Genomic DNA, 24,391 nt, shown 5'->3' on the forward strand with positions numbered 1-24,391 from the left:
TTGAAGTAGTTCAACATTTTTCTATGCTCAATAACACTAGTTTTTTCATCATCAGTAATATTCTTCATTAGTAAATTTCCTTTCGCTCGAATTTATAACCGTCAAAATATAAAATAATATTAACATAAATGGTGAACTTTGCAATAAGGAAAATGAATCATTTTTCAATTTAAATAAGGCAAGACCAAATACTCCTGAATACCGTACAACACGAGTAAATGAACTGGATAAAACCAATAAAAAAAGTACTTCCATTGTTTACCACGCTGACCATTGTAAAAATAAATCGGTACAAACGCTAGAACCCCAAACAAGCTGTTTTGTAGAAGAATCAAGCTCCTGCAATACATTTTATTAGGCCTTCTTTTCTAAGGAGATAGAATGACACAATGAGCAACACACCGATCCAACCACCGTAATCTGTCTGCAACCATTCTGCACAAAAAATCCCAGTACCAATTACTATCGTAGCAAGAAGTCCACTCTTTAATGAATGAACCTGTATTTTTTTCAAACCGATAATAACAATTAGACCAATCAACAAAGTGAAAAATACATTTTGACTTTTTAAATCAATGAATTGGTGCGAAAAAGCTAAGTCATAAGGAACTTCAGCAATTAAAGCAAATATGGTCAGGCGTAACAGGTATTTTTTTGGATTTGATGTATGGATAAACCCTTCAACAAGTAAAAAACAGAAGATAGGAAAAGCTAATCTTCCGATCATAATAAATAGAGGGAAGATGATTTGAGTATAAGTGAGCAAGGTATTTGGTTCAGCGGCATAGGGCACTAATGCCATTGTAGATGGTTGGAACGAAATGATCTTTGCAGTATGATCTAGCAACATAGCGAATATTGCTAGCCACTTCAATTGACTTCCCGAAAAATAAGGCTTTGTTTCCAATAAGAGGACTCCTTTACATTAAGCGTAGTCTAATACACTATTTTAGCATAGACCACCATTTTTTATTCAAAAAAATGAGAAAAGACTAGCTTATTTACATACGAACACGCCAAATGAAATGTTTTTTTCCTGCTAGCTCTGAGAATAAAATAAAACTACTAAGAAAACTTGTTGTCGTTTTTCTCGGTAGTTTTTATTTTTTAAATATAAAATAAATGATTTAATTTTTAGTAAATAAATATAATGGTGAAAAATATGAGATATATTGTTATAATGAAATTGGGTTTAAACGATAATAAAATTTTTCTTGAATGTAGCAGTTACAAGAAAATAATGAATAGAAGGCATGTAGAATCAATCCTTCATTTCAACTACTAATTCATTCTATATCAAAGTTAAGCAAGAGTCTATAAGGAAAAGTTTATTTTTTTATCATATTTTTATCTAATTTTATAAAAAAGTGAGAAAAACTAGATGTTAATTAGCGTTTATAATAAATATTCGTTGAGTCTTATTGTAAAATATCTTGTGTTAAATTATGTTTGGCAGTCTTTAACGTTGTTACTATATATTAAAAAAAGAGGTTCATATTTTTTAGCCGTCAAATAAGCCGTCAATTTTTTTGGAAAGGGTGTCAGGTTTTGAGTAGAAAAGGTGAGAATATATACAAAAGGAAGGATGGCCGTTGGGAAGGGCGGTACGTAAAAGCCAGAAACGAACAGGGGAAAATTATTTATGGCTATATTTATGGAAAACGTTATGCATCTGTAAAAGAAAAACTTGCTAAACTGAAAGTTCAATATTCTTTTACTCATAAGTGTATTAATTCATATGAAGGGACGGTTCAAAATTGGTTAAACTATTGGCTAGACATATTGATGCGAAAAAAAATCAAAATTTCTACCTATTCAAGTTATCGGTTACGTATCGATAAATACATTGTTCCATTTCTAGGTGCAAAAAAATAACCCAATTAAAAAGTCAGGAAGTGGAAGAATTTGTCAATTATTTAACTAGTTTGGATTTGTCACCTTCAACCGTTCATTCGATTGTCACTGTTTTGAAAAGTGCCTTGAACAAAGCCTGCATGGAAAACTATATTCTTTATAATCCTTGTAATAACTTATCATTATCAGCTAATACTCTCAATGAAATATCAGCACTAAGCATGAAAGAACAAGGGAAAATAGAACAAGTTGCGTTGAAAGAAACAGAGTGTTCTGCTGTGATTTTAGCACTGTATACGGGCTTGAGAATTGGTGAAATCAGCGGTCTAAAATGGTCTGATATCGATTTTGAAAAAGATATTATTCATGTAAGAAGAACTGTATACAGGATCTCTAGTACTGAAAAAAGTAAAAAAACAGAGGTCATTATGGCTGAGCCTAAAACAAAAAGCTCCAAACGAGCTATTCCTTTAGCCAAAAATTTGAAAAATTACCTATTAGATAAGAAGCAAGTGGCTACCTCTGAATATGTTATTTGTTGTAAAGACAGTTTCGCTGAGCCACGTGTAATCAGTTATCGATTTAAAAAAAGCATTGAGCAAGCGAAAATCAGACCCATTCATTTTCATGTCTTGCGTCATACGTTTGCCACAAGATGTGTAGAACGTGGTATCGATATTGCAACTCTAAGTAAATTATTAGGTCACGCGTCGATAAAATTGACCTTGGATACTTATACAGATTCACTTTGGGAAAATAGAAAAGCTGCTGTTTCAGTCCTTGATGATCAACTTGGGCTGCAGCAGTTATCCTCGAAATAATTAAAGGAACTAGCAGTAAAAATAAATAGAAAAAGGTCAAGGGCATAATTTAACTGATTATGTCCTTGACCTTTTTCTATTTATTTTGCTAAAAAACACTATTGTCAATTTTTTGATCAGTTTATCTTTTAAGCCGTCATAGAATCGTCAACTACTGCATAAATTTCAAGAAGATTAACAAAAAAACGACTTTTTCTTGTAACTGCTACATTCAAGAAAAAACCGAAACAAATATTTTTGTGCCATCGTTAACTATTTAAGCATTAAATAGAGATATCTCTATTATAATCGGAAGTCTCGAATTTCTAAACTCTAAAGACTTCTAATGATTAACTAAAGTGCAAATGTACCGAATGGCTGACAATATGATGAGGAGGGATTTTAATTATGTATACAATTGGTTATGTTTCGCTTGAAGGGAAAGCAAGTGAAAGTCATAAAGAATTATTTGCACCACTTCAATCTCATATTCAAATTATTGAAAATGAGCAAGTACGTCAAATAGTTGAAAATGATGGCGAGATTTTACATCAAATAGATACGTTAGTAATTGAACATTCTGACTTGAACGATCTTAATTTGATTTGCGAGCTAATCATGAATATACGAAAACAGGCCAATGTGCCACTTTGGATTTTGGCTTCATCCAAAAATGTGAATCGAACAAATCGAATTGTTTATTTACAACTAGGTGCAGATGGCATTATCGATCAAGCGGATGAGACCGATGAATCGATATTGATGATGAGAAATCTAATGAGACGCTTTCGAAACCGAGAACATCATGAAGTACTTAAAGAAGTGCCAAAAAGTAAAACATTTGATTTTAAATTGATCCCACAGAATTTGAGTGTTTGTTTAGAAAATGGAAAAGAAGTCAATTTAACAAAATTAGAATTTCTTACAATTGAGTATTTACATAAGCATGCACGCAAGACAATGACATATGAAGAAATTTATCAAAATGTTTGGAACGATATTTATCTTGATCGGAAATATCGAGTGTCCAATTTGATTTTTCATTTAAGACAAAAACTTGAAATTGATGTCGAAAAACCCAAATACATTAAAACTGTCCGTTCCAAAGGCTACATGCTGAATGTTTAAAGTAGAAAGTTGTTAAAACGAAACGAATAAAAGTATAAGACTGAGAATCGGCTGATCGAAAGAAGCAGGGAAAAAATCATTTCAACCAACCCACTCGCTTATTCGTATTCCTAGTACTTGGGAACTACTTTAAAGAGTACAATCTCCAAGGCAAGGGAAAATCTGCTCAGTGACTATAAAAACCACTTTAATTCAACGAAACAGGAGGGAAACCTATGCCACAACAATTGATTTCAGTCGAACAGGCCATGTACGAAACTGGTTAGAAATAGCGGGTGGAGTAAGTATTTGCTCGTTTTTCTGGAAAGGAGGGGGAGTAAGAAACGTTTCGACAATCACACACATTTTAGGAGGAATAGAAATTGAAAAAAACACAAGTATTAAAAAGAGGGCTACTGACATTAGCTGCAACTGCTGCATTAGGAGCCGTTGTACTATCAGTTCCAGCACCATTTTCAGGTGAATCAGTTGTTGCCTATGCAGCAACAGAAACGGCTGAAGTTTCATCGATCGAAGAATTTGAAGCGGCGTTGAAAAATCCAGCTATTACTGTAATCAATGTAAACCAAAGTATTCAATTTAAGAAAAACATTACTAACATTCCAAACCGCGATTTAACAATCAATGGTAATGCAGATAAAGGTGTTGTGATCAATTCTGGACACAATTCTATCTATGGTAAACAAAATACAAAAGGCAAAAACCTTGTAACAATTACGAAGGCTACTATCGTTGGTGCTGACAGTGATGGACGCTTCTTCACAGGTGGCTCTGGTAATGGTCCTTCAAGTTATGGTTGGGATGTATTAGCAAAAGATGTAACGTATACTGGTGCTCGTTTTGTTCACCTTAGCGAAGGGAAATTAACATTTGATGGAACAAATAATATCACAACTCGTGCTGAAAATGCTTGGGTACATGATTTAGAATTCAAAGCAGGTTCTACGTACAACGGAGTTGCTGCTAATAAAGACCACGGTCAATTCTCAGCTTTCTACTTCAATGGTGCGCTTATCAAAGGTAAAGCAACAGGTGAGGCAATCATTGGCGATAATGCAAAAGTAAACGTAAAAATTGGACCACAAAGTACTGTGAACCATTATTACCCAGTATTTTATGACAAAGTACAAAAGGTTGACGTTGGTGCTGGTGCTACTTTTGATGTAGATGCAGCTGGTGTTGCTTTCCAATTTATTCCGCGCGCTGATTATGTAAATAAAATCCCTACATTAAATATTGCAAACGATAGCCATGTAAAATTTAATGGCCGTGGTGGCGGTAACTACGCGACTATGAAACTTCAGTATTATGGATCAGAAGTAAATGTATCAGAGGGTGCTGAATTAGTAATCACTGGTAACAGTACAAAAGCAGTTATCGAAAGTGAATATAAAGGCGCTGTTATTAATTTAAATGCGCCAGAAAACTTTGAAATCGCAAATAAAAAAGCGGGTAGTAAATTATTCTATTCTACAAACACAACAATCAATGGTACTGATATTGGAGCGATTTCTACTTGGAACCAAATCGGTGGCGAGTATACTGAAAATCCAGTAAGTGAGTTTGATGGCGGTAATTTTGCTGTTAACTTTGGTAAAATCTGCAACAGCAAAACGTTATCTGTAACAGGAGATCTATCTCAACAATTTAAAATGGAAAACTATGGAAAAATTTCTTTGACATCAGGTGGTATCTAATTTAACCAATTTAGTTAGAAATCTTCAGGATAAAAGAAAGAGTTGTTAAGAGGCAGAATAAACAGTGAAAGAAGAAGCAAACTCTAGTAGGTAAAGTGGTCAGTATAGAAGCATTTATCTGGTTATCCAGAATAATCTTTTTCTTTATTGCTTTTCATGATCAAATGTTCAATAAAGAAAAGTTTGTTTCTATACTGCCATTTTATGTAAATGTTTTTAATGAGTTTACAAAGAATAATGGAGAAAGGGGGAATGATTATGTGGAAAGTAAAGAAGTATTTTGTTGTTTCTATTTTAGCCGTATTAGCTTGTTCTGTTTACTATTTTATAAATAACGGGCAGTCAATTTTAGCGAGCACACCAGCAGGATATAGTGATCTGTCTCAAGCAGAAAATATAAATTTAGAAGATGATTCAAAAGGTGCTTCAGTTGAGATTCCAGGTGAATATGGATTTATGTTTAAATTGACCGACAAAGTCAAGTATAGAGGATTTGGAGAGTCTAATATCGTTAAAGGAATTAGAGGATCGAACTCTGATGGGTATCAGTTTAATCCAATTGATAAAGATAAGTATCCTGAACGAGGTGTTTGGGTTGAAAATGCCGGTGTATACAATGGACGAAGTGTTGATTTGAAACTAGTGATCGACAATATGGCTTTTAGAGAAGTTGAAGGTCAATCGGGCGTCTATCCTAATTTTAATTTCATTGCAGTTGATCCGTTAGATAAATACTCACAAGCAAACAAACCCGTGACTCAGATGAATACATGGAATGATCTTTATTTAATGGTCGGAAGTACTTCAATTAGTTCAGCTGGTACTAGCGATAAGTATCACATTGGAGATACGGTTGATTATCATTATGAATTTTATGATAGTGAAACAAAGGAAAAAATTGTCCTTCTAGGCGCTTGGAACTTTAATAATATCAACAATTTGAAAGCAACAAGTATCCCGTTTGCTAATGATTTCAGTAAAATGTATGGATTAGCAGGTACTGCAGAAGCGGATTCTAAAATGGATATTGGGTATAAATTAGATACGCCGACTCCTGGTTATATGGAAATGTATGGCGGGAACAATAAAGTAAACAAAAAAAGTGGGCGTTTAACACATCTGTTTGAAAAGGACAGCTATAAAGTGAAGATGGAACGACGATATGGAAATGCTTCTAATACGCCACCTCCAAACCCAGACACCAATACAGGGAATATGGGCATACTTTATATGACGGAATCCATCGCAAGAATTGCTCCAGCGAGACCTATTGTATTTGGTGAACGCAATAGTGCAACGCACAACGATCCAAAATATAGAGAGCTGAGCTATTCTATTCTTCAAAATATTGCTGATAACACAAAATTAAATAGAGATAGTAGTTTCACATTAGAAACGGAAGTTCCTAGTTACTATTCTATTGATTTGGATTCAGTGAAAATTTTTGAATATGGAACAACCGAAGAGTATACCAGTATTTTTAATATTACCAAAAGCCCTGAATCAGATTCTAAAGTAATTATATCAGCAAAAGATCCAACTGCAGACTTAGATCCTTTAAATCCTGACTCTAAAGTATTTAATGCGCATGTATTTGATATAAAAATAGTTGCCAGACCAAATAGCTCCTTCAATTTTGATCCGGACACATACAATTATAGTAATGATGCGAATGTACCAGACGACAATGGTTTTATGAGTTTTGAACAAGCAGGTGTTAAAACTAAAATGTCTTATGTTTATAAGGAACCTTCTGGTCAAGAGAAATTTAAAGACACTTTAGAAGCAAAAGTCATTGACAAGCAAACAATGTCTAAAGTGTTATATGAAGGAGTTCCAGATGGTGATCCTAAAGCAAATATTACATTCTCAAAAGGAACAGATTTCTCTAAAGTGGATGTGCAAACAGCTTATCTGGAAAACGTAAGAGTTGATACGAAAAATAAGATCGATGAACCTATCTCTGTTACCTATAAAAATGGTGTACAGCCTGATTCTTCGATTTTAGGTGAGCAAGAGGTCACGTTGATTTTAACAACTGCCAAAGGAGTTACTACTGAGAAGGTTGTAACTATTATGATCACAGATGTAAGTACCTCCCTAACGATTCAATTTGTTGGCGAAGATAGCAATGAGATTCATACACCGGTAGTTTTAGATGGCAATACAACTGACAACGTTGATTTGACGAATCAGACAATTGTTCAAGGGATTATATCCGATTTAGTTTCAAAGGGCTATACACAGTTGGCTTGGGACAATCCCTTCCCAGAAAATAAGACACCCTATAGCGCAGGGACAGTTACTTATAAATTTCAAGGGAATCTTGCGTTGGATTCTGTTCCGAAAACATTAAATTTTGGAAACTTAACCTATGATGCTAAAGACCAACGGGTAGAGAATCCGACATTCAAAGAGAAGTTAGTTATTTCGGATACTCGTGCTAATCCTAGCCAAGGATGGCATTTAACCGCTGAATTAGCTGATCCGATGAAAAATGATAAGGGACAAGAATTAGTTAATGCGCTTCGTTATGTAGACAAAGGAAAAGAATCAATACTTGATTCGAATGCTCAAGTAGTATATGCCAATACTGAAGGAAAAGATGGGAAATTTGTGGTCAGTGATCAATGGGGGACAACTCAAGGCACTGATGGAATCAAGCTTCAAATAAATTCTTCTGACACAGTATATACAGGTGAGTATATTGGCGTTATTACTTGGAAGATCATGGCTGGACAACCATAAGAGAGGGAGAAAGAATATGAAAAAGAAAAAGAATTTTATCTTATCCCTCCTTATAGTTGCGTGCTTAGGTTTGATTGGATTGGTTGGTTTAAATTCTAATCAAGTTGAAGCCTCACAAGGCGGTGGCGGACAAGTAATCAGAGGCGGTAAAATCACGTTTTATGAAGAAAGCAGCTCATCAATAGATGCAAGTTCTTCCACAGAACCAAGTGTTTCAGAGTCTTCCGATTTGGTTACAGAAAAGCCTAAAGGGAGATTGCCTAGTACAGGAGAGTTGATCAAGCGATATGGCTGGATTGGTGGAGCAATATTATTACTAAGTGCTTTCCTTTTATTTATGCGAAAACATAAAAAGGAGGAGCAGCAATGATGAGATTGAAGATTCCTTTTCAGTTAACGATAGTCGCTGTAGCTTGTCTTATTTCAGTCAGTTTTAAACAAGAGATAAGTTTTGCAACAGCAGATTCCTTTGATGGATCTGGGAGTGTCACAGTTACAGGAAATGATCATACAAAACCGATCGATCCTGAAAATCCTGAAACACCCGTAGATCCTGGTGAAAGTCCATATACAACCGGGCCGCTAAGAATTGATTATGTTTCTGCTTTGAATTTTAACAAGGCAATAATCAAAAAGAAAGAGCGAACTTATGAAGCATTGGCACAACAATTTTTCGATGAGACAGAGCCTAGAGGAAGCTATATTCAAATTACAGATCAGCGTGGTTCATCATCAGGTTGGACACTTCAGGTGAAACAGAATACACAATTTCACAACTCTGTGATTCAAAAACAAGAAGAACAAACTTTAGTTGGCGCTTACCTTTCCTTGGACAAAGGCTGGGCAAACTCTAGTGGTGATAGTCAAGCACCAACTGTGACAAGAGAAACGATAGGATTAAATGCGATAAATACTGCATATGAAGTCGCAACGGCGTCTCCTGGAACAGGTAGAGGAGTCTGGACAATTGCTTTTGGAGCATCAGAAGCAAATTCGAACCAGCAAGCAGCAACATTAAAACCACTCAAAGATAGTGACGGGAAAGCAGTGATGGATGAGGTTTATAACAAACCAGCTTATACCAATTCTGCAGTTAGCCTAACAATACCCGAATCAACAAAGATTTATCCGGTACAATACGAAACGGAGATAACTTGGATATTAGCCAAGTTGCCTTAATAAATGATAAACAAAAAAAGAGAGGAAGTTAATACAAATGAAATTAAGAAGTTTATGTACAGCAGCATTAGTCGCAGGAGTTTTAGTAGCATCAACAGGAGGAGCAGCACAAGCATTTGCAGCTCCAGGAGAACTAGATTCAACAGGAACGGTAACAGTTGATGAAGGTGGTACGAACGGGAAAGATAAAACACCCGATCCAGAAAAACCAGATGAAAAACTACCTGAACACCCAGAAATTCCAACAAACCCAGATGCTGGTGCCTTAATAATCGACCAAGTTTCAAACTTGAGTTTTGGCAATATTAGTACAGATTCTAAAGAAATCAAAAAATATGCAGCAGCTATTGACTTATCAAAAGCAACACCAGCTGGAACTGGTACTCGTGGAGCAATCGTTGGTTGGACCGATGTTCGTGGTGGTGCAACAGTTGGGTATACAGTAACAGCAGAATTAACACAACAATTTACAGGATCAGCTACAAATGCAACAACACTTGCAAATTCAACGATTACTTATTCAAACGGAATGGCTGTACCAGACGGTGCCAACAAAAATACTGTGCCATCTAATGTTTTAAACGGATTTGAATTAGCATACCAAGGCGGAGCTAAAACAGTTGTAACTGCTGATAAAGCCAATAAAGAAGGTAAAGGTACCTATGTATTAGAATTTGGACAAAGTGCTGACTACAAACCAGGAACAGGCGCTCCAGCTGGCGCACCTGGAACAGATGCAAAATCTGTGGAATTAACAGTTCCTGCAACAACTGCATCAAATATGGTTCTTGACACATATACAGCTAAAGTAACTTGGAAAATCGTTGCAGCAGCGTAAGTAATTAATTCTGAGGTAAGCTGATGATGATTTCTCATCAGCTTGCTTTTTCCATGTTTTTTTATTGTATACATACTGAATAAGAGTGGTAATTATAAATATGAGGTGAATTATGAAAAACGAAATGAAGAAAAAACTATTGCTGACTTTATTCGGTCTATTTGGACTACTAGTTACATCAATGACTGCAAATGTTCAACATGTAAATGCAAATAAAGACCCAGGTGGTGCAACTGGATTTACATATAAAGTTTCTTATCCAGAAAATCAAATGGAAGACAATCTAGGTTATTATAAATTGAAAATGAATCCAAATGATCAGCAAGTAATCAAAATAGCATTGACAAATCCAGGGTCAGAAAAGCTTACGGTAAATGTTCATTTAAATGGCGCTAAAACGAATCAAAATGGTGTCATTGAATACGGAGACTCGATCATTGAAAATGATTCCTCTTTAAAAATAGATTTTAAAGACATTGTAACAGCGCCAAAAACGGTGGAGTTAGGAGCAGGAGAAACAAAAGACCTTGATTTGACCATTAAAATGCCCGAAATCGCTTTTGATGGTACTTTAGCTGGTGGTGTTCAACTAATGCGTGCAGACCAAGGGGAAAAAGATAAAAAAGCTGGTTCTCAAATCATTAATCAATACGCGTATATCGTTGGAATCTTGTTACAAGAAACAGACAAAGTTATAGAACCTAAATTGGAACTGAATAGTGTAAAAGCAGATCAAGATAACGCCAGAAATGCGATTTTTGTGAATGTTTCAAACATAGAAGCTGCTTATTTAAACGATATTACAGCAGAGGTACAAATAACAGAGAAAGATAACGACGCTATACTGTATGAACGAAAACAGACTGCTATGCGTATGGCACCCAATTCATTTATCAATTTTCCTGTAAGTATGAATGGCGAAAAAATGAAAGCAGGGAAATACAAAGCGAAAATCTTGATGACTTCAGGGGATAAGAAATGGTCATGGGACCAAGAGTTTGAAATCAAGCAAAAAGATGCAGACCGATTTAATGAACGAGATGTCGGCTTGGTTCAGGAAAAAGGAATCGATTGGCGATCGATTGGATTAATTGTTGGCGGCATAGTACTCGTTATTATGATCGTCTTTGGGATACTTGTATTTTTCCGTAAACGTAATAATCGTAAACGTCCAAATAATTCTCCTAAAAAAAAGAGTGGAAGACCACAATCATCTAATAAACCTAAAAAAAAGAAACAAGATAGTTAGGGGCTGAAAAAATGACTATTCTGGATCGGCTATTTATAGGTGGCGTGGCCGTAGCTATTGTCTTATTTCTTCTTGCTCTTTATTATTTGATACAAGTTATAAGAACCCAAACTAAATTGTCTAGTTTGCCAAAGAAAAGACTTAAAAATAGGAAGAAAAATAAACGAATCGCTAAACAAAAAGTACAATTAAAAAAAGCAAAGAAGAAGCAACTTACTTCAATGTTTGTTTCCGTTATCTTTGCTAGTTTATTAGTTGTCGGTATGAGGTATCTGTCTTACTATCAGTCAATGAATTTATCATCCGATGATTCTGATATAGTCGTTAAATCTTATTACCTGTTAGAAGATTTTGAAAAAGAGTTAGAAATTGCAAAAAATAAAGAGGACGATGAAGAAAAAGTTCGGCAAAATATTCGTTATTTAGCTACATCGATGACGTCTCAGGGAATAAAAAAAGCAAGTGGAATCAACACGGAAGAAGGTCAAATAATCTTAAACCGCTACTACAATTCAGTGAAACAGTTGGGAATGAATGCTAGTACTCAAACATATAATTTTTATGGGAATGCACAGTTAGTAGACAACTTTTTAGAAGATATCCAAAAGATAAAAGAGTATGAAAAAGCTGCCTTTACTTATTATAAAGTCGATGAGTCTGCACTGAGCAAAGAAAAGTAAGCAGGAAATTTATGGTTAAAAAGAAGCGCCAAAAAAACAAGAAAAGAGTCAAAATAAAGAAGAAAGTTATTTTTCTTTATTTAAAGGATCTATTAATTGCTTGTGGGATCGTTTTATTTTTATTGATGATGGTCAGTAGTTTCTATTTTAAGGGGATAAAAGTTGAAGGTTATGGAATGATGCCTACTTTACGTGATAAGGATATTGTGTTAGCGAAAAAAACAAAAGAGATTAATCGCTTTGATCTCGTTGTTCTTAAAATCGGAAATAAGCAGCAAGTACGACGAGTGATTGGGCTAGCTGATGAACTTGTTCAATATAAGGATGACGTACTACTTATTGATGGCGCGCCCGTCGACGAAAAATTCATTATGGATGAAATCAATGAAAGTCAGCATAGTGGTCGATCGTTTACAGAAGACTTTTCAAGTGGTGGTGTTAGTGGGTTAAGCCGTATTCCAAAAGGCTATTATCTAGTTTTAGGAGACAATCGACCGTATGCGACAGATAGTCGCCATTATGGATTGGTAGCTGAGCGAAATATCATTGGAATACTTACGATGCGATTATTGCCAGCTAATGATATCAAAGCTTTTTAAGTCAAGCATACGTTCAATCAATCATTGTAAAAAGAGCGGACAGACGTTTCCTTTAGCATGTTTTCAAATTGTTCATATTGTTTACAGGAGAGTGGGGTATGACTCGTAGAGTTGTATCCTGCTTTCTTTTAATTTACTTAAGAATTGTGTTTAAATTTATGAGAATATCACAGAAATTTTATGCTATACTCAAATAGTTGAAATAAAAAGCCTAAGAACTTCTTCGAAGAATACGGGCAGATAAGAAAAAGGAGTTTAAACGATGAATGTTGTTTTTTGTGATATAGATGGAACGTTTCAAGATCTAGCAGGTGAAGTGCCGAAAATCAACTATGATGCGATTGATGCTTTACAAAAGCAAGGAGACCATTTTGTATTTATCAGCGGACGTGGTTATGCACAATTGACTGAATTAATGGATGAATTAGACAATGAGTGTGACGTTATTTTCAGTAATGGTGGTGGCCATAAATTGGTCGGTGAACCAGTTCTGTATAATCATTGTGTATCAATGGCTGAATGCGAAAGAGTCCTTGCTATTTTAGAAGCAAGAAATATTTTTTATCATATTCACACAAATGAAGGAATCATTTTAAAACCAGTTGAAAATTATGAAGCGAATATTTTAGCATTGAGGAAAAAGCTTGAACCAATGGGAGAAACAGGTAAGCAGATCATGGATTTCAAGGAAGCCTTCTTCAAAGAGCAATGCCGACATGTAGAAAATCCATTTACGTATTTGACTGAACATCCAGAATTAAAAGTGATGAAAATTGAATTGATGGAAGCAAGTGATAAGGAACATGAAACATTGCGTGATTTATTGAGTAGTGAGTTGGCAGATGTCTTTTCTTCATTTACGCAATGCTTAGAAATCGTTGATCCAAAAAGTAGTAAAGGCAATGCGATCAAAGAATTTATGAAAAAATTTCCAGAGGCTCGTAGTTATGGTATCGGCGATGGCGAAAATGATTTAGCCATGTTGGAAGTTGTTGATATTCCGGTTGCGGTAGGGAATGCCAAGGAAATTGTGAAAGAACAATGTCAGGTGATTATTGGTGATTGTTTAGATGGTGGGGTTGGCACCTTTATTTTTGAAGAAATCATCAAAGGATAAAAACGCAAGTTGTCAGTGAGAAATGTCTCGGATAAACTAAAAATAGTAAACGTATTTTGAATTAAAACAAAAAGTGTAATTAGGCAATAGATTTTTTAACTTGGAGGAGTATCAATGAATGAAATAAAAGAAAACATCGAACATGATTTAGAGTATTATCAATCAGGAATCAGGCAGCTATATATGAAGCATTACCAAAGATATTTAATGAGCTTGCTTGCAGTCATGTTAGTAACCGCTGTCGGGATTGGTCTAACTGAATCAATTATTAGAGGGTTGTTGGTTGTCTTATTTTTGCTTGAGAGTGGTTTGGTTATTTATCTGCTACGTTATTTACGTGCAGAATTCTTTGAAATCTATTTCCAACAGATCAAAGGAACATTATCAGACGAATTTCAGAAAATGGAATCAATCGAAATTCAAGAAGACGATCAGTCGTATTATCTTGTAGATAATCAAGAATTTTTTGTGAAATTGAAAAAGAAAAATTCCAGAAATTTCCCATCTAAAATCAGACAATATACATTACTAGTAGGATTTACAAATGAATTGGATAAGAAAATTGTAGAACAGCCATTGCAGTTTTTTTATTATGATATTACACAAATCAAACATTCAGATAACTACAAACAGAATCTGTTAAAAAATGCCAATTTTATTGCAAAGCGTAGAAAGCAAAGACTCAAATCTGTAGGTATAACGATCTTTTTACTGATCCTATTTGGATTGGCTTATCTCGGAACATTTTAGTTAGTAAGACACATAATATAATAGTTTGAAAGGTATAAATCGTTTTTTACTGCAATTATTCGATATTTAAGGGTCTGAGACTTAACTCGTTGAGTTAGATCTCAGACCCTTAAATGGTTTCTGGTTATTACCTATTTTGCAAAATGCTGAATAATTTGGTTTAATGTGTGAGCAGCAGTTGCCCCAGCTCGTTCTGTATAATAAGCGGTGAATCTTTCATCATAAACGTACATTTGACCAAGATTTTTATGCAGTTCAGCAGAATAGTCAGGTAGAGTATAGCTCAGCATTTCTTTATGTTTTAAGAAAACAGTTTCTGCATCGTTTGATTGATAATCGTTTGTTTCCATTACGATTTTTAGTGCTTTAAACATCTCTTTTTCAGCAGTTTTCATTGCGTTAAAGTCTTCTTCGTTTAAATTCAACCATTTTTGATTCGAGGCTTCTACGGTTTCATCTCCATATTTTTCTCGGATTTCTTCGCCATATGCTTGCTCATTCGCTTTAAGCTTTGTTTGTTTGAATCCAGTAAATTTTTCTTTATCTGTCATAGTGATTTCTCCTTTTTGATAGCGTAATGTTTTTTCTACAGTCAGGAGTAGCTGATCGATTTGTCGGCGCTTTTCCAATAATTGTTGATGATGATCTTGTAACGCTTGTTTTGGATCATAGTTTGGTGTAGTTAGTAGTTTCTGGATATCTTCTAGTTTCATGTCTAAGGAACGATAAAAAAGAATTTGCTGCAGCTGATCGATTTCTTTTAGACCATAAATACGGTAACCAGAAGAATTGATGCGCGCTGGTTTTAATAGATCAATCTCATCGTAATACCGCAATGTGCGAGTGCTGATTCCGGATAATTCAGCAATCTTTTTGATTGTGTATTCCATCTGTTTCCCTCCTGTATGAATACAGCATAAACCTTTACTTAACGAGAAGGTCAAGTGTTTTTTATATAATAACACATTTTTTGATTTACAAAGAGCAAATGAAAGAGTAAAATTTTATGTAAAGTTATCAAGACAAAGTTAAATGAACAAGGAGCTGATAGAATGAAATTAATCGAAACACCAATCAATAAAAATTTAGATTTGGAGTATTTTTACCCCAATATCACTAAGTTTGTTTTTGGCACAAAAGCCATCAAATTTTTTAAATTATATGCATTAGACCGCACTCAAATCGTCTATGCTGATGCTTTCGATAAGATTGATATAATCATGATCAACACGAAAAAGAAAATTACTAAAAAAGAGGTTGATTATGTGATCAAGAGACTTTTGAATACGACCAGAGAAGAAGTGACCGTTCATATCGGTGTGAAAAATGAGATGCAGCAAAGAGGCTATTCATTTAGCGCCCCTAGAAAAGATATCATTGTGATTCAAATGAATGTTGAACCCTCATAAAATAACAAAACCCAAGAGAAGTCAAATTATGGCTATCTCTTGGGTTTTGTTATTTAGTTTTCAACGGCTGTTTTTTTGAAAGAAAATTTTAAACCTCCGTGTTCTTTTCTTGTCACCATAGTCAATAAGAAAAAGATCAATGCAAAAATCAGTAAAATAAGTGCATTGAATTGAAAATTAGCAGAAAAATCATTGTTGAATTGACTCGTTTTTCCAATTAGTGTGCAATTTCTCATATACCAATAAGTTGGTGTAAAGGAAGCTATTTTCGTTACGATATCAGGCAAAATTTCAGCAGGTACAAATACGCCACTAACAAAAGAACTCCCTAAAATAAATACGTTGTTGATGCCAGAGATCATATCTGGATTACTGATGATTCCACCGATAAAATTACTAAATGATACAGCAACTATAAATAAAAGCAGTGTGTTCAAGATAAAATAAGCACTGTGCTGATCAACCTTGCTTTTTGTCGCCAAAAGGATAAGACTGACAAAAACGATCCAAAGAACCAAACAAAAACCAAGCTGCACGATAAACTGTTGGCGTGAAAATACTCGTTTAGAAAGAGGGGAACAATTATTTCTAAGCTTAATTTCTTTACGATTGAACGCAAGGCTGACCAACGTGATTGCACTAAAAATAGTCATAAACATGGTGTAAGCCAAGACACCAAAAACTTTGCCAGTTGCTGTGTTTTTCTTCGTTTGATTATAAGAAGAGTCAAAGTTGACTCGTCCAACAGTTTCAAGGTTAGTAGTGGTCAACTTAACGATTTCGGCTTCTGTTTTATCTGGAAAAGCCTCTTGATAGAATTGATAGGTAGACAAATATTTATTGATGATTGAATCAATATAGAATTGATTAAAACTATCAGGTTTGACTTGAATGGTTAAGTTAGGTTGTTGCTGTTGCTTGATATTTTCGGAAAAAGAGGCAGGAATAGTTAATACATAATCAACTTTTCCAAAAAATAAAGCGTCATCGATCTTTTCTTGCGTATCTTCTAAAGAGACGACATTCGTTGTCTGTCTCAGATAAGCTTCTAGTTGTTTTGCAGTATTTTCATGATCCTTGTTGAAAATAACGACATTCATCTTTTTAAATTCAGATTCAGTAGAGTCAGATGAATTAGAACCAGAATAAGCAAAAGAGATACCTAAGCTAATCGCTAATGCAAGGATCAAAGTTCCTATGTTTTTCTTTAGAATGCCTAAAGTAGCTTTAAAGACTGACATATTGCACTCTCCTTTCGTAAATAACGCTGGCTATGATAAAGATGACTGTCAATATCAATAGACTAAGCAGATTAGTATAAAAGCTGTCAATATTTTGATAATAGTAAAGCTTATATAAAGCTTCACTGATAAGATTTACTGGATTGATTGCGTTTAACCAAGGGAGGTGTTGATTGACTAAAAGTTTGATATCAGGAGACATCATTCCTGCTAAAAAGCTACAAGTCATTTGGAATGTTACAGCAAGTGAAATTTTTTGATTCAAAGGAACTTTCAAGATATTACCGAATAAAACACCTAGCGAAAGTGCGGTAAGAGTGGCTAAAGCACAAGTCAATAAAATAAGTAGCCAACGAGTACCGAAATCTACACCATAAACAAAATGGAAGAAACCTAAGATAAAGAAGATTTCAACGCTAAAGATGGTGAATGAAGATATCAAGTTTGTTAAAACGATAAATAGTTTGTTTTTTGGCGTCATACTTAGACGGATGCCATTAGCAGACTGGTTCGCTTGTTCGTCATTGGCATTACTGATTCCCCAGAACATCCCAAACATGCAACTCATGCCGATCAATGTAAAGAAAAAGAAGCTCTTTTGACTCCCTTTTGAAGCGGTAGCCTGTTTAACCGAAATGTAATTCGTTGTTTTACCGATTTTTTCTGTAATTGACGAGGCTAGAAGGGCAGGATCTTCTTTTTGCAAAGTTGCCAAGGTCATTTTACTTTGTAGAAATTGATTCATAAATGAATCTAAGACATTTTGTTGAATGGTTTGCTTGCTAACGGTCAGCGCGATATCTTCATTTGTCAAAGTATAGTAACCATCAATTTTTTCATCAAGCAACTGTTTATCTGCTTTTTCTTTTGAAAGAATGGTTGGGCTAAACATAGCTTGATCATTGCTTTTGATTTCTTTCAGCGTATTCAAAAATAACTCAGTATTTTGTGGTGAAACTTGTTCATCGGTAACGATACCGACTGGAATTTTCGTTATTAAATCAATCGTATCAAGACTACTAAATGCAGCTGTGAAAAACAACCCTAACAGCAAAGGAAAAACCAAAGACCAAAATAGTAGGACTTTATTTTTTAATTGAATTTTTAAGCGATAATAATATAAATGCCAAAACATATGAGGACTCCTCTCTAATCTCTTAATTCTCTACCAGTAATCTCTAAAAAGACATCATTAAGTGTAGGTTGTTGGGTGTAAAAATTACCGAAAGAAAGTTGGTTTTCTTCTAATATATGCAACACGTTGGCAAAGACGGTTTTGTTCTTTTCAGTATTTAAGGTTACAAATACATTGTCATACGTGATATCGATGATCCCAGGTAGTTGTAATAATTTTTCTTTAACAGCTGAAGGAAAATCTGGGATTTCGATCACGATTTTTTCATTGGCTTTGATCATGCCTTTTAATTGTTCTGTTGTCCCTTCTGCTATGACTTGACCTTTCTCAACAATCACAATATTGTTGCATAATTGTTCTACTTCCTCCATGTAGTGTGTCGTATAAACAATAGTTGCGCCTTGACGATTTAGTTCTTTAATGCTGTCTAAAATCTTGTTACGGCTTTGAGGATCCACTGCAACTGTTGGCTCATCTAAAAAGATCAGTTCAGGCTTGTGGACGATACCACATGCGATGTTCAATCTACGTTTTAGTCCGCCGCTAAGTTTTTTGGGAAGGAAAGTGGTAAAATCTTCTAGGCCAACTAAGGTAATGACCTCTGTAACATGCTGTTTCCTAGTTGCTTTATCACTAATGTATAGACCACAGTAATAATCAATGTTTTCAATAACCGTTAATTCATCAAAAACAGCGACTTCTTGGGGAACGACGCCAATCCGTTTTTTGATGTCATAGCGAGTAGGGGACATGTTTTCACCGAAAAGTTTGATTTCTCCTTTATCGTAAGAAAGCAATGAAAGCATGCAATTGATCGCAGTTGATTTACCGCAGCCATTTGGGCCCAAAAGTCCAAGAATATCGCCCTTTTTTACTTGTAAATTAAAGTGATCCAATGCAGTTAGTTTTCCGTAACGTTTTACTAAATCATTTATTTCGATTATCATATGAAATTCTCCTTTTTTTCTTTATAATAGAACTATAGCTTAAATAGAAATGAGATATAAGTGACTATTTTCCTAAGTCGATGTGACATTTGTCATATTGAGAGAAGGGTTTGGAGAAAAAATGAATAAATTTGCCGTACGATATTTATTTGATAAAGCCTTTTTGTTGGGGTTATGTTTAATGCTAGTTTTGAAGCAAAACTATCAAACTGAAATGATTATTTTTGTCTTAGCGGTCATTGTTTTAAGCTTGTTGCTCTGGCTTAAAACAAATCCTAAATTTTCTTCTATAGGTCTATTACTTTTATTACTAGCATCAATCTGGTGGAAAGAATATACGTATTTTGTTCCAGTGCTTTTTTATGATGGTATGCTGGATGAGGGAAATAAGGTCTCTCTTATAAATGGTGGGGTGATCGTCCTGTTTTTGTTCTCTAGCAAGCACTATTCAGTCAGTGTAAAGCTGTATATTATTTTATTATGTGCTTTAGCCGCCTATCTTGCTTTTTTGACCTTGAAAGATTATTTGTTGTCTGAAGCGTATGATTCACTGGAAAAAGAAAAATATGAAAATAGTTTTGATTTAGAGTGGCAAAATTCTGAATTGATCAAACAGCAAGAAATCAAGGTGAATTTGGAGCTTTCAAATGAACGAAATAGAATTGCACGAGATATCCATGATAATGTAGGTCATCTACTTTCTAGTGCGCTTTTACAAACTGGTGCACTAAAAGCCATAAACCAAGAAGAAAAATTAACGGCCCCGCTCAACCAATTACAAGAAACGATTAATGAAGGGATGAATAGCATTCGTGAGAGTGTTCATGACTTGCATGATGAATCATTAAGTTTATCGTTAGCCTGTCAAAACATTGTACAAAGCGTTACTTTTTGCGAAGTTGAAATAATTGGTTCCTTTTCCGAGAATATTAGTAAAGACTATAAACTTACCTGTATTATGCTACTTAAGGAAGCCTTGGCAAATGTAATGAAACATAGTAATGCAGAGAAAGTAACGATTGAATTTCAAGAACATCCTGGGTTTTATAAATTGATCATTGAAGATAATGGTACGCAAAATCAAAAGAAAAGTCCGAAGGAAATCGGGATCGGGTTGATTGGTATGAAGGAAAGAGTAGAAAAATTAGGAGGCAGGCTAAGTTATCAACGAAAAGAAACTGGCTTTTCGCTGTTGGCCATTTTGCCTAAATAAAGGAGTAGTAAAGAATGATTCGATTATTGATCATTGATGATGATTTATTGGTAACCACCTCACTGAAAACGATCGTTGAAGCAAGCGGTACAATCAATGTTGTTGGAGTAGGAAACAGTGCATTACAAGCCGTAGAGCTGTATAAAGAGCTTCAGCCGGATATCTTATTGATGGATATTCGAATGGGGGAAGCAACAGGAATTGAAGCAGCAGCCCAGATATTGGAAGAAAACGAGCAGGCATCCATTCTATTGTTAACGACATTTTTAGATGACGAGTATATTGTTGAAGCACTAAAAATGGGCGTTAAGGGATACTTATTAAAACAAGATATTGAGGCAATCGTACCATCGATAAAAGCTGTAAATAATGGTCAATCTGTTTTTGGTCAGACAATCGTAGAACGGTTGCCTCGCTTACTACAGGCAGAAAAAAACACTTGTTTAGACGAACTGAATTTAAATGAAAAAGATCTTTCTATTTTATGTTTAGTAGGAGAAGGCTTAAACAATAAAGAAATTGCAACGCAATTATTTTTAAGTGAAGGAACTATCAGAAATTATATTAGTGGTTTATTGGAAAAATTAGAACTTAGGGACCGAACACAGTTGGCTATTTTTTACTATAAAAATATTTATGTAAAATAATAGAAATGTTAATTCTGATTCAAGGAGTAAAATTGAATTATGAGAATGTAGAAAAGCAGTAGGATTTCTATTCTATCTTTGATAAAATAATTATATGGATGAAAGGAAGCGTGACAGTTGAAAGAACTATTTCAAAAATATAAAGAAGTGATTTCATATCTGGTTTTTGGTGTAGCGACGACGGTCGTTAATATAATTATTTTCTTTATTTGTAAAGATCTTTTAGGAATCGATTATAAAGTAAGTAATGCCATTGGCTGGTTTTTATCCGTATTATTTGCATTCTTTACGAATAAATATTTTGTATTTGCCAGTAATCATAAAGATACGCTCTCTTTTATTAAAGAGATGTTGTTGTTCTACTGGTATCGAGTGTTGTCATTTGTCGTTGATATGGCCTTGATGGTTTTAATGATAGAAGTGATACATGTCTCTGATTTTTGGGCAAAAATGGTGACACAAGTAGCAGTAGTTGTATTGAATTATTTTTTCAGTAAATTTTTTATTTTTAAAAAGGAAGCATCTTAAAACCAGTTTTTAGTTAAAAAAATAGTTATTTGTTATAATTAAAATTAAAATTCTAGAAAAGACAAAGGATGGCATAGTGAGATGAAAAAAGTTTACAGTGACGATAGCTTAACGTTACATACAGATTTATACCAAATCAACATGATGCAGACGTATTGGAAATTAGGAAGGGCCGATTTACATTCTGTTTTTGAATGTTATTTTCGGGAGATGCCTTTTAATCATGGCTATGCTATTTTCGCCGGTTTAGAGCGGTTGGTCGAATATTTAGAAAATTTAACATTTACGGATACAGACATCGCTTATCTTAGGGAAGTGGAGAACTATCCAGAGGACTTTTTGACTTATTTAAAAGAGTTTGAGTTTAAATGTACCGTTCGTTCTGCATTAGAAGGGGATTTAGTTTTTAATAATGAACCATTGATCCAAGTAGAAGGACCTTTAGCGCAATGTCAGTTGATCGAAACGGCTCTTTTGAATATGGTCAATTTCCAAACCTTGATTGCAACAAAAGCGGCACGAATCAAATCTGTGATTGGAGAAGATCCGTTGATGGAATTTGGGACTCGTCGTGCACAGGAATTAGATGCAGCCGTTTGGGGAACTCGTGCTGCTTATATTGGTGGTGCGGATGCAACAAGTAACGTTCGTGCTGGAAAGATTTTCGGTATCCCTGTCAGTGGCACACATGCGCATTCATTAGTACAATCATACGGAAATGATTACGATGCTTTCACTGCCTATGCGCAAACACACAAAGATTGTGTCTTTTTGGTGGATACGTATGATACTTTGAAATCTGGTGTTCCAAGTGCGATCCGTGTAGCAAATGAAATGGGCGATAAAATCAATTTTCTTGGTGTTCGGCTTGATAGTGGGGATATGGCCTACATTTCGAAGCGAGTACGGGAGCAATTAGATGAAGCTGGATATGGGGACGCTAAAATATATGCTTCAAATGATTTAGATGAAAATACTATTCTAAGTTTAAAAATGCAAAAAGCGAAGATCGATGTTTGGGGTGTTGGGACGAAATTGATTACGGCTTATGATCAACCAGCATTAGGAGCTGTGTTTAAATTAGTTTCCATCGAAGATAAAGACGGTCAGATGAAAGATACTATTAAACTTTCAAGTAATGCAGAGAAAGTCACAACGCCCGGTAAGAAGCAAGTTTGGCGGATTACACGCAAATCAGATAAAAAATCAGAAGGGGACTATGTGACTTTATGGGACGAAGATCCTCGCAAGCAAGAAGAGATCTACATGTTTCATCCAGTACACACTTTTATCAATAAGACTGTTAGAGATTTTGAAGCAAGAGCTGTCTTACAGGACATTTTTGTTGAAGGGAAACGTGTCTATGAAATGCCTACTCTAGAGGAAATCAAAAGTTATGCAAAAGAAAATCTTGATTCCTTATGGGAAGAGTATAAACGTGATCTTAATCCGCAAAAATACCCAGTCGATTTATCAACTGAGTGCTGGAATCATAAAATGCGCTTACTTGAAAAAGTACGCGTGGATGTCAAAGCTTTAAGTGAAGGCAAATAGATAGTATCTAGCAATACAAATCAATCATTAGGAAAATAGATCAATTGGCAATGAAATAAAAAAAAGCTTCAGTACCAATTTCCTGAATTTCTGAAGGATTGACCGATTCGTTTTGTTTTTAAATTAGGAGGGATTTTTTATGGAACCATTGCAAAAAGCAATTATCGAAGAATTAGGGGTAAAACCGCAAATCGATCCGCAAGAAGAGATCCGTAAAAGCATTGATTTTATGAAGACCTATTTATATAAATATCCATTTTTAAAAACCTTCGTTCTTGGTATTAGTGGAGGTCAGGATTCCACATTAGCTGGACGACTGGCCCAATTAACGATGGAGGAAATGCGCAACGAAACGAAAAATGATGCGTATCAGTTTGTTGCTGTGCGTTTGCCTTATGGTGAACAGGCGGATGAAGTGGATGCTAAAAAAGCATTGGCGTTTATCAAACCGGATGTTTCATTGCAGGTCAATATCAAACCTGCTATTGATGCAGGGGTTCTTTCACTAGAGGAATCTGGTGTTTCGATTAATAATTTCAATAAGGGAAATATGAAGGCACGTCAACGGATGATCGTTCAATATGCGATTGCCGGAGCAAGATCAGGTGCTGTGATCGGAACGGATCATGCTGCTGAAAATATTACTGGTTTTTATACTAAATATGGAGATGGCGGAGCTGATATTTTACCGTTATTCCGTTTAAACAAACGCCAAGGGAAAGCATTATTGAAAGAATTAGGCTCACCGACTGAATTATATACAAAAATTCCAACTGCCGATTTAGAAGACGATAAACCATTGGTAGCGGACGAAGTCGCACTTGGTGTAACGTATGATGATATTGATGACTATGTTGAAGGAAAAAACGTCTCTGAACAAGCAAAGGAAACAATTGAAGGCTGGTATAAAAAGACTCAGCATAAACGTCATATGCCAATTTCAATTTTTGATGATTTCTGGAAGTAAGTATTAAAAAAGAGAATGACTAGTTTGGTGCGGACCCTAAGTGCCCATAAAATTAATAGGAGATCCGCACCAATAAAAGAGAAAGAATGGGCGTGAAGAAGCCTGTTTTCT

Annotated in this window: 23 protein-coding genes and 1 pseudogene; 18 read left to right on the forward strand and 6 right to left on the reverse strand. The window is 34.9% G+C overall.

Annotation, left to right across the window (positions count from 1 at the left end; genetic code table 11):
- Nucleotides 1-164 precede the first annotated feature (164 nt).
- Together V192_RS22510 and V192_RS18875 are read right to left on the reverse strand one after the other, a co-directional pair.
- Nucleotides 165-350 (reverse strand): TraX family protein, encoded by a 186-nt coding sequence (locus V192_RS22510; RefSeq protein ID WP_275574515.1) that lies wholly within the window; start codon nt 348-350, stop codon nt 165-167.
- Nucleotides 332-907 (reverse strand): TraX family protein, encoded by a 576-nt coding sequence (locus V192_RS18875; protein WP_275574516.1) that lies wholly within the window; start codon nt 905-907, stop codon nt 332-334. Before V192_RS18875 ends, V192_RS22510 begins: the two co-directional genes overlap by 19 nt.
- A gap of 641 nt (nt 908-1,548) precedes the next feature.
- Here V192_RS18875 and V192_RS18880 point away from each other — a divergent pair.
- From V192_RS18880 to V192_RS0100610, 12 genes and pseudogenes are all read left to right on the forward strand, one after another.
- Nucleotides 1,549-2,675, forward strand: a pseudogene (locus V192_RS18880) (tyrosine-type recombinase/integrase).
- 387 nt (nt 2,676-3,062) lie between these two features.
- Nucleotides 3,063-3,782: a response regulator transcription factor gene (locus V192_RS18885; protein ID WP_035010660.1), complete on the forward strand. Its 720-nt coding sequence runs from the start codon at nt 3,063-3,065 to the stop codon at nt 3,780-3,782.
- Nucleotides 3,783-4,144: 362 nt separating this feature from the next.
- Entirely contained in the window at nt 4,145-5,479 is a 1,335-nt protein-coding gene (locus V192_RS0100565; RefSeq protein ID WP_025868468.1) for a pectate lyase-like adhesive domain-containing protein, read from the forward strand.
- Nucleotides 5,480-5,737: 258 nt separating this feature from the next.
- Complete coding sequence (locus tag V192_RS0100570) at nt 5,738-8,227, forward strand: WxL domain-containing protein (protein WP_025868469.1); 2,490 nt, start codon at nt 5,738-5,740, stop codon at nt 8,225-8,227.
- Between the two features lie 16 nt (nt 8,228-8,243).
- The gene (locus V192_RS0100575) at nt 8,244-8,597 is read left to right on the forward strand and encodes an LPXTG cell wall anchor domain-containing protein (protein ID WP_025868470.1); all 354 of its coding nucleotides are present in this window, start codon (nt 8,244-8,246) and stop codon (nt 8,595-8,597) included.
- Nucleotides 8,594-9,406, forward strand: a complete 813-nt coding sequence (locus V192_RS0100580) for a WxL domain-containing protein (RefSeq protein ID WP_239644529.1) — start codon at nt 8,594-8,596, stop codon at nt 9,404-9,406. Before V192_RS0100575 ends, V192_RS0100580 begins: the two co-directional genes overlap by 4 nt.
- Before the next feature lie 37 nt (nt 9,407-9,443).
- On the forward strand, nt 9,444-10,244 hold the full coding sequence (locus tag V192_RS0100585) for a WxL domain-containing protein (RefSeq protein ID WP_025868472.1): 801 nt from the start codon (nt 9,444-9,446) through the stop codon (nt 10,242-10,244).
- Between the two features lie 112 nt (nt 10,245-10,356).
- Nucleotides 10,357-11,493, forward strand: coding sequence for a WxL protein host-binding domain-containing protein (locus V192_RS0100590; RefSeq protein WP_082265955.1), 1,137 nt, complete (start codon nt 10,357-10,359; stop codon nt 11,491-11,493).
- A gap of 11 nt (nt 11,494-11,504) precedes the next feature.
- Nucleotides 11,505-12,173 carry a hypothetical protein gene (locus V192_RS0100595; protein WP_025868474.1) on the forward strand — a complete coding sequence of 223 codons (669 nt, stop codon included), beginning with the start codon at nt 11,505-11,507 and terminating at the stop codon, nt 12,171-12,173.
- Between the two features lie 11 nt (nt 12,174-12,184).
- A complete protein-coding gene (gene lepB, locus V192_RS0100600) occupies nt 12,185-12,772 on the forward strand; it encodes a signal peptidase I (RefSeq protein ID WP_025868475.1) in 588 nt (195 codons plus the stop codon).
- Between the two features lie 262 nt (nt 12,773-13,034).
- Nucleotides 13,035-13,889, forward strand: a complete 855-nt coding sequence (locus V192_RS0100605) for an HAD-IIB family hydrolase (protein WP_025868476.1) — start codon at nt 13,035-13,037, stop codon at nt 13,887-13,889.
- A 114-nt stretch (nt 13,890-14,003) separates the two neighbouring features.
- A complete protein-coding gene (locus V192_RS0100610) occupies nt 14,004-14,639 on the forward strand; it encodes a hypothetical protein (RefSeq protein ID WP_025868477.1) in 636 nt (211 codons plus the stop codon).
- A gap of 131 nt (nt 14,640-14,770) precedes the next feature.
- Here V192_RS0100610 and V192_RS0100615 read toward each other — a convergent pair whose 3' ends face one another.
- Nucleotides 14,771-15,529, reverse strand: a complete 759-nt coding sequence (locus V192_RS0100615) for a MerR family transcriptional regulator (protein ID WP_025868478.1) — start codon at nt 15,527-15,529, stop codon at nt 14,771-14,773.
- Nucleotides 15,530-15,691: 162 nt separating this feature from the next.
- On the opposite strand from V192_RS0100615, the gene V192_RS0100620 reads away from it, so the two are divergent.
- Nucleotides 15,692-16,048: a DUF1827 family protein gene (locus V192_RS0100620; RefSeq protein WP_025868479.1), complete on the forward strand. Its 357-nt coding sequence runs from the start codon at nt 15,692-15,694 to the stop codon at nt 16,046-16,048.
- Between the two features lie 53 nt (nt 16,049-16,101).
- Here the strand turns inward: V192_RS0100620 and V192_RS18890 are convergent, their stop codons facing one another.
- From V192_RS18890 to V192_RS0100635, 3 genes are read right to left on the reverse strand one after another with little or no spacing between them, the layout of a single operon-like run.
- Nucleotides 16,102-17,289, reverse strand: coding sequence for an ABC transporter permease (locus tag V192_RS18890; protein WP_025868480.1), 1,188 nt, complete (start codon nt 17,287-17,289; stop codon nt 16,102-16,104).
- Nucleotides 17,276-18,424, reverse strand: coding sequence for an ABC transporter permease (locus tag V192_RS0100630; RefSeq protein WP_025868481.1), 1,149 nt, complete (start codon nt 18,422-18,424; stop codon nt 17,276-17,278). The genes V192_RS18890 and V192_RS0100630 overlap by 14 nt, the downstream gene beginning before the upstream one ends.
- Before the next feature lie 14 nt (nt 18,425-18,438).
- The gene (locus V192_RS0100635) at nt 18,439-19,371 is read right to left on the reverse strand and encodes an ABC transporter ATP-binding protein (RefSeq protein ID WP_025868482.1); all 933 of its coding nucleotides are present in this window, start codon (nt 19,369-19,371) and stop codon (nt 18,439-18,441) included.
- 121 nt (nt 19,372-19,492) lie between these two features.
- Here V192_RS0100635 and V192_RS0100640 point away from each other — a divergent pair, with 121 nt between their 5' ends.
- From V192_RS0100640 to nadE, 5 genes are all read left to right on the forward strand, one after another.
- Nucleotides 19,493-20,584, forward strand: a complete 1,092-nt coding sequence (locus V192_RS0100640; RefSeq protein WP_029948067.1) for a sensor histidine kinase — start codon at nt 19,493-19,495, stop codon at nt 20,582-20,584.
- 14 nt (nt 20,585-20,598) lie between these two features.
- Nucleotides 20,599-21,231: a response regulator transcription factor gene (locus tag V192_RS0100645; protein WP_025868484.1), complete on the forward strand. Its 633-nt coding sequence runs from the start codon at nt 20,599-20,601 to the stop codon at nt 21,229-21,231.
- Nucleotides 21,232-21,348: 117 nt separating this feature from the next.
- Entirely contained in the window at nt 21,349-21,759 is a 411-nt protein-coding gene (locus V192_RS0100650; protein ID WP_025868485.1) for a GtrA family protein, read from the forward strand.
- An 81-nt stretch (nt 21,760-21,840) separates the two neighbouring features.
- Nucleotides 21,841-23,313 carry a nicotinate phosphoribosyltransferase gene (locus V192_RS0100655; RefSeq protein ID WP_025868486.1) on the forward strand — a complete coding sequence of 491 codons (1,473 nt, stop codon included), beginning with the start codon at nt 21,841-21,843 and terminating at the stop codon, nt 23,311-23,313.
- Nucleotides 23,314-23,452: 139 nt separating this feature from the next.
- Nucleotides 23,453-24,280 (forward strand): ammonia-dependent NAD(+) synthetase, encoded by an 828-nt coding sequence (gene nadE, locus V192_RS0100660; protein WP_025868487.1) that lies wholly within the window; start codon nt 23,453-23,455, stop codon nt 24,278-24,280.
- The last annotated feature ends 111 nt before the right edge of the window (nt 24,281-24,391 follow it).

It is taken from the genome of Enterococcus crotali (assembly GCF_000633635.1).
In the GTDB taxonomy this organism is placed as follows: Bacteria; Bacillota; Bacilli; order Lactobacillales; family Enterococcaceae; genus Enterococcus_L; species Enterococcus_L crotali.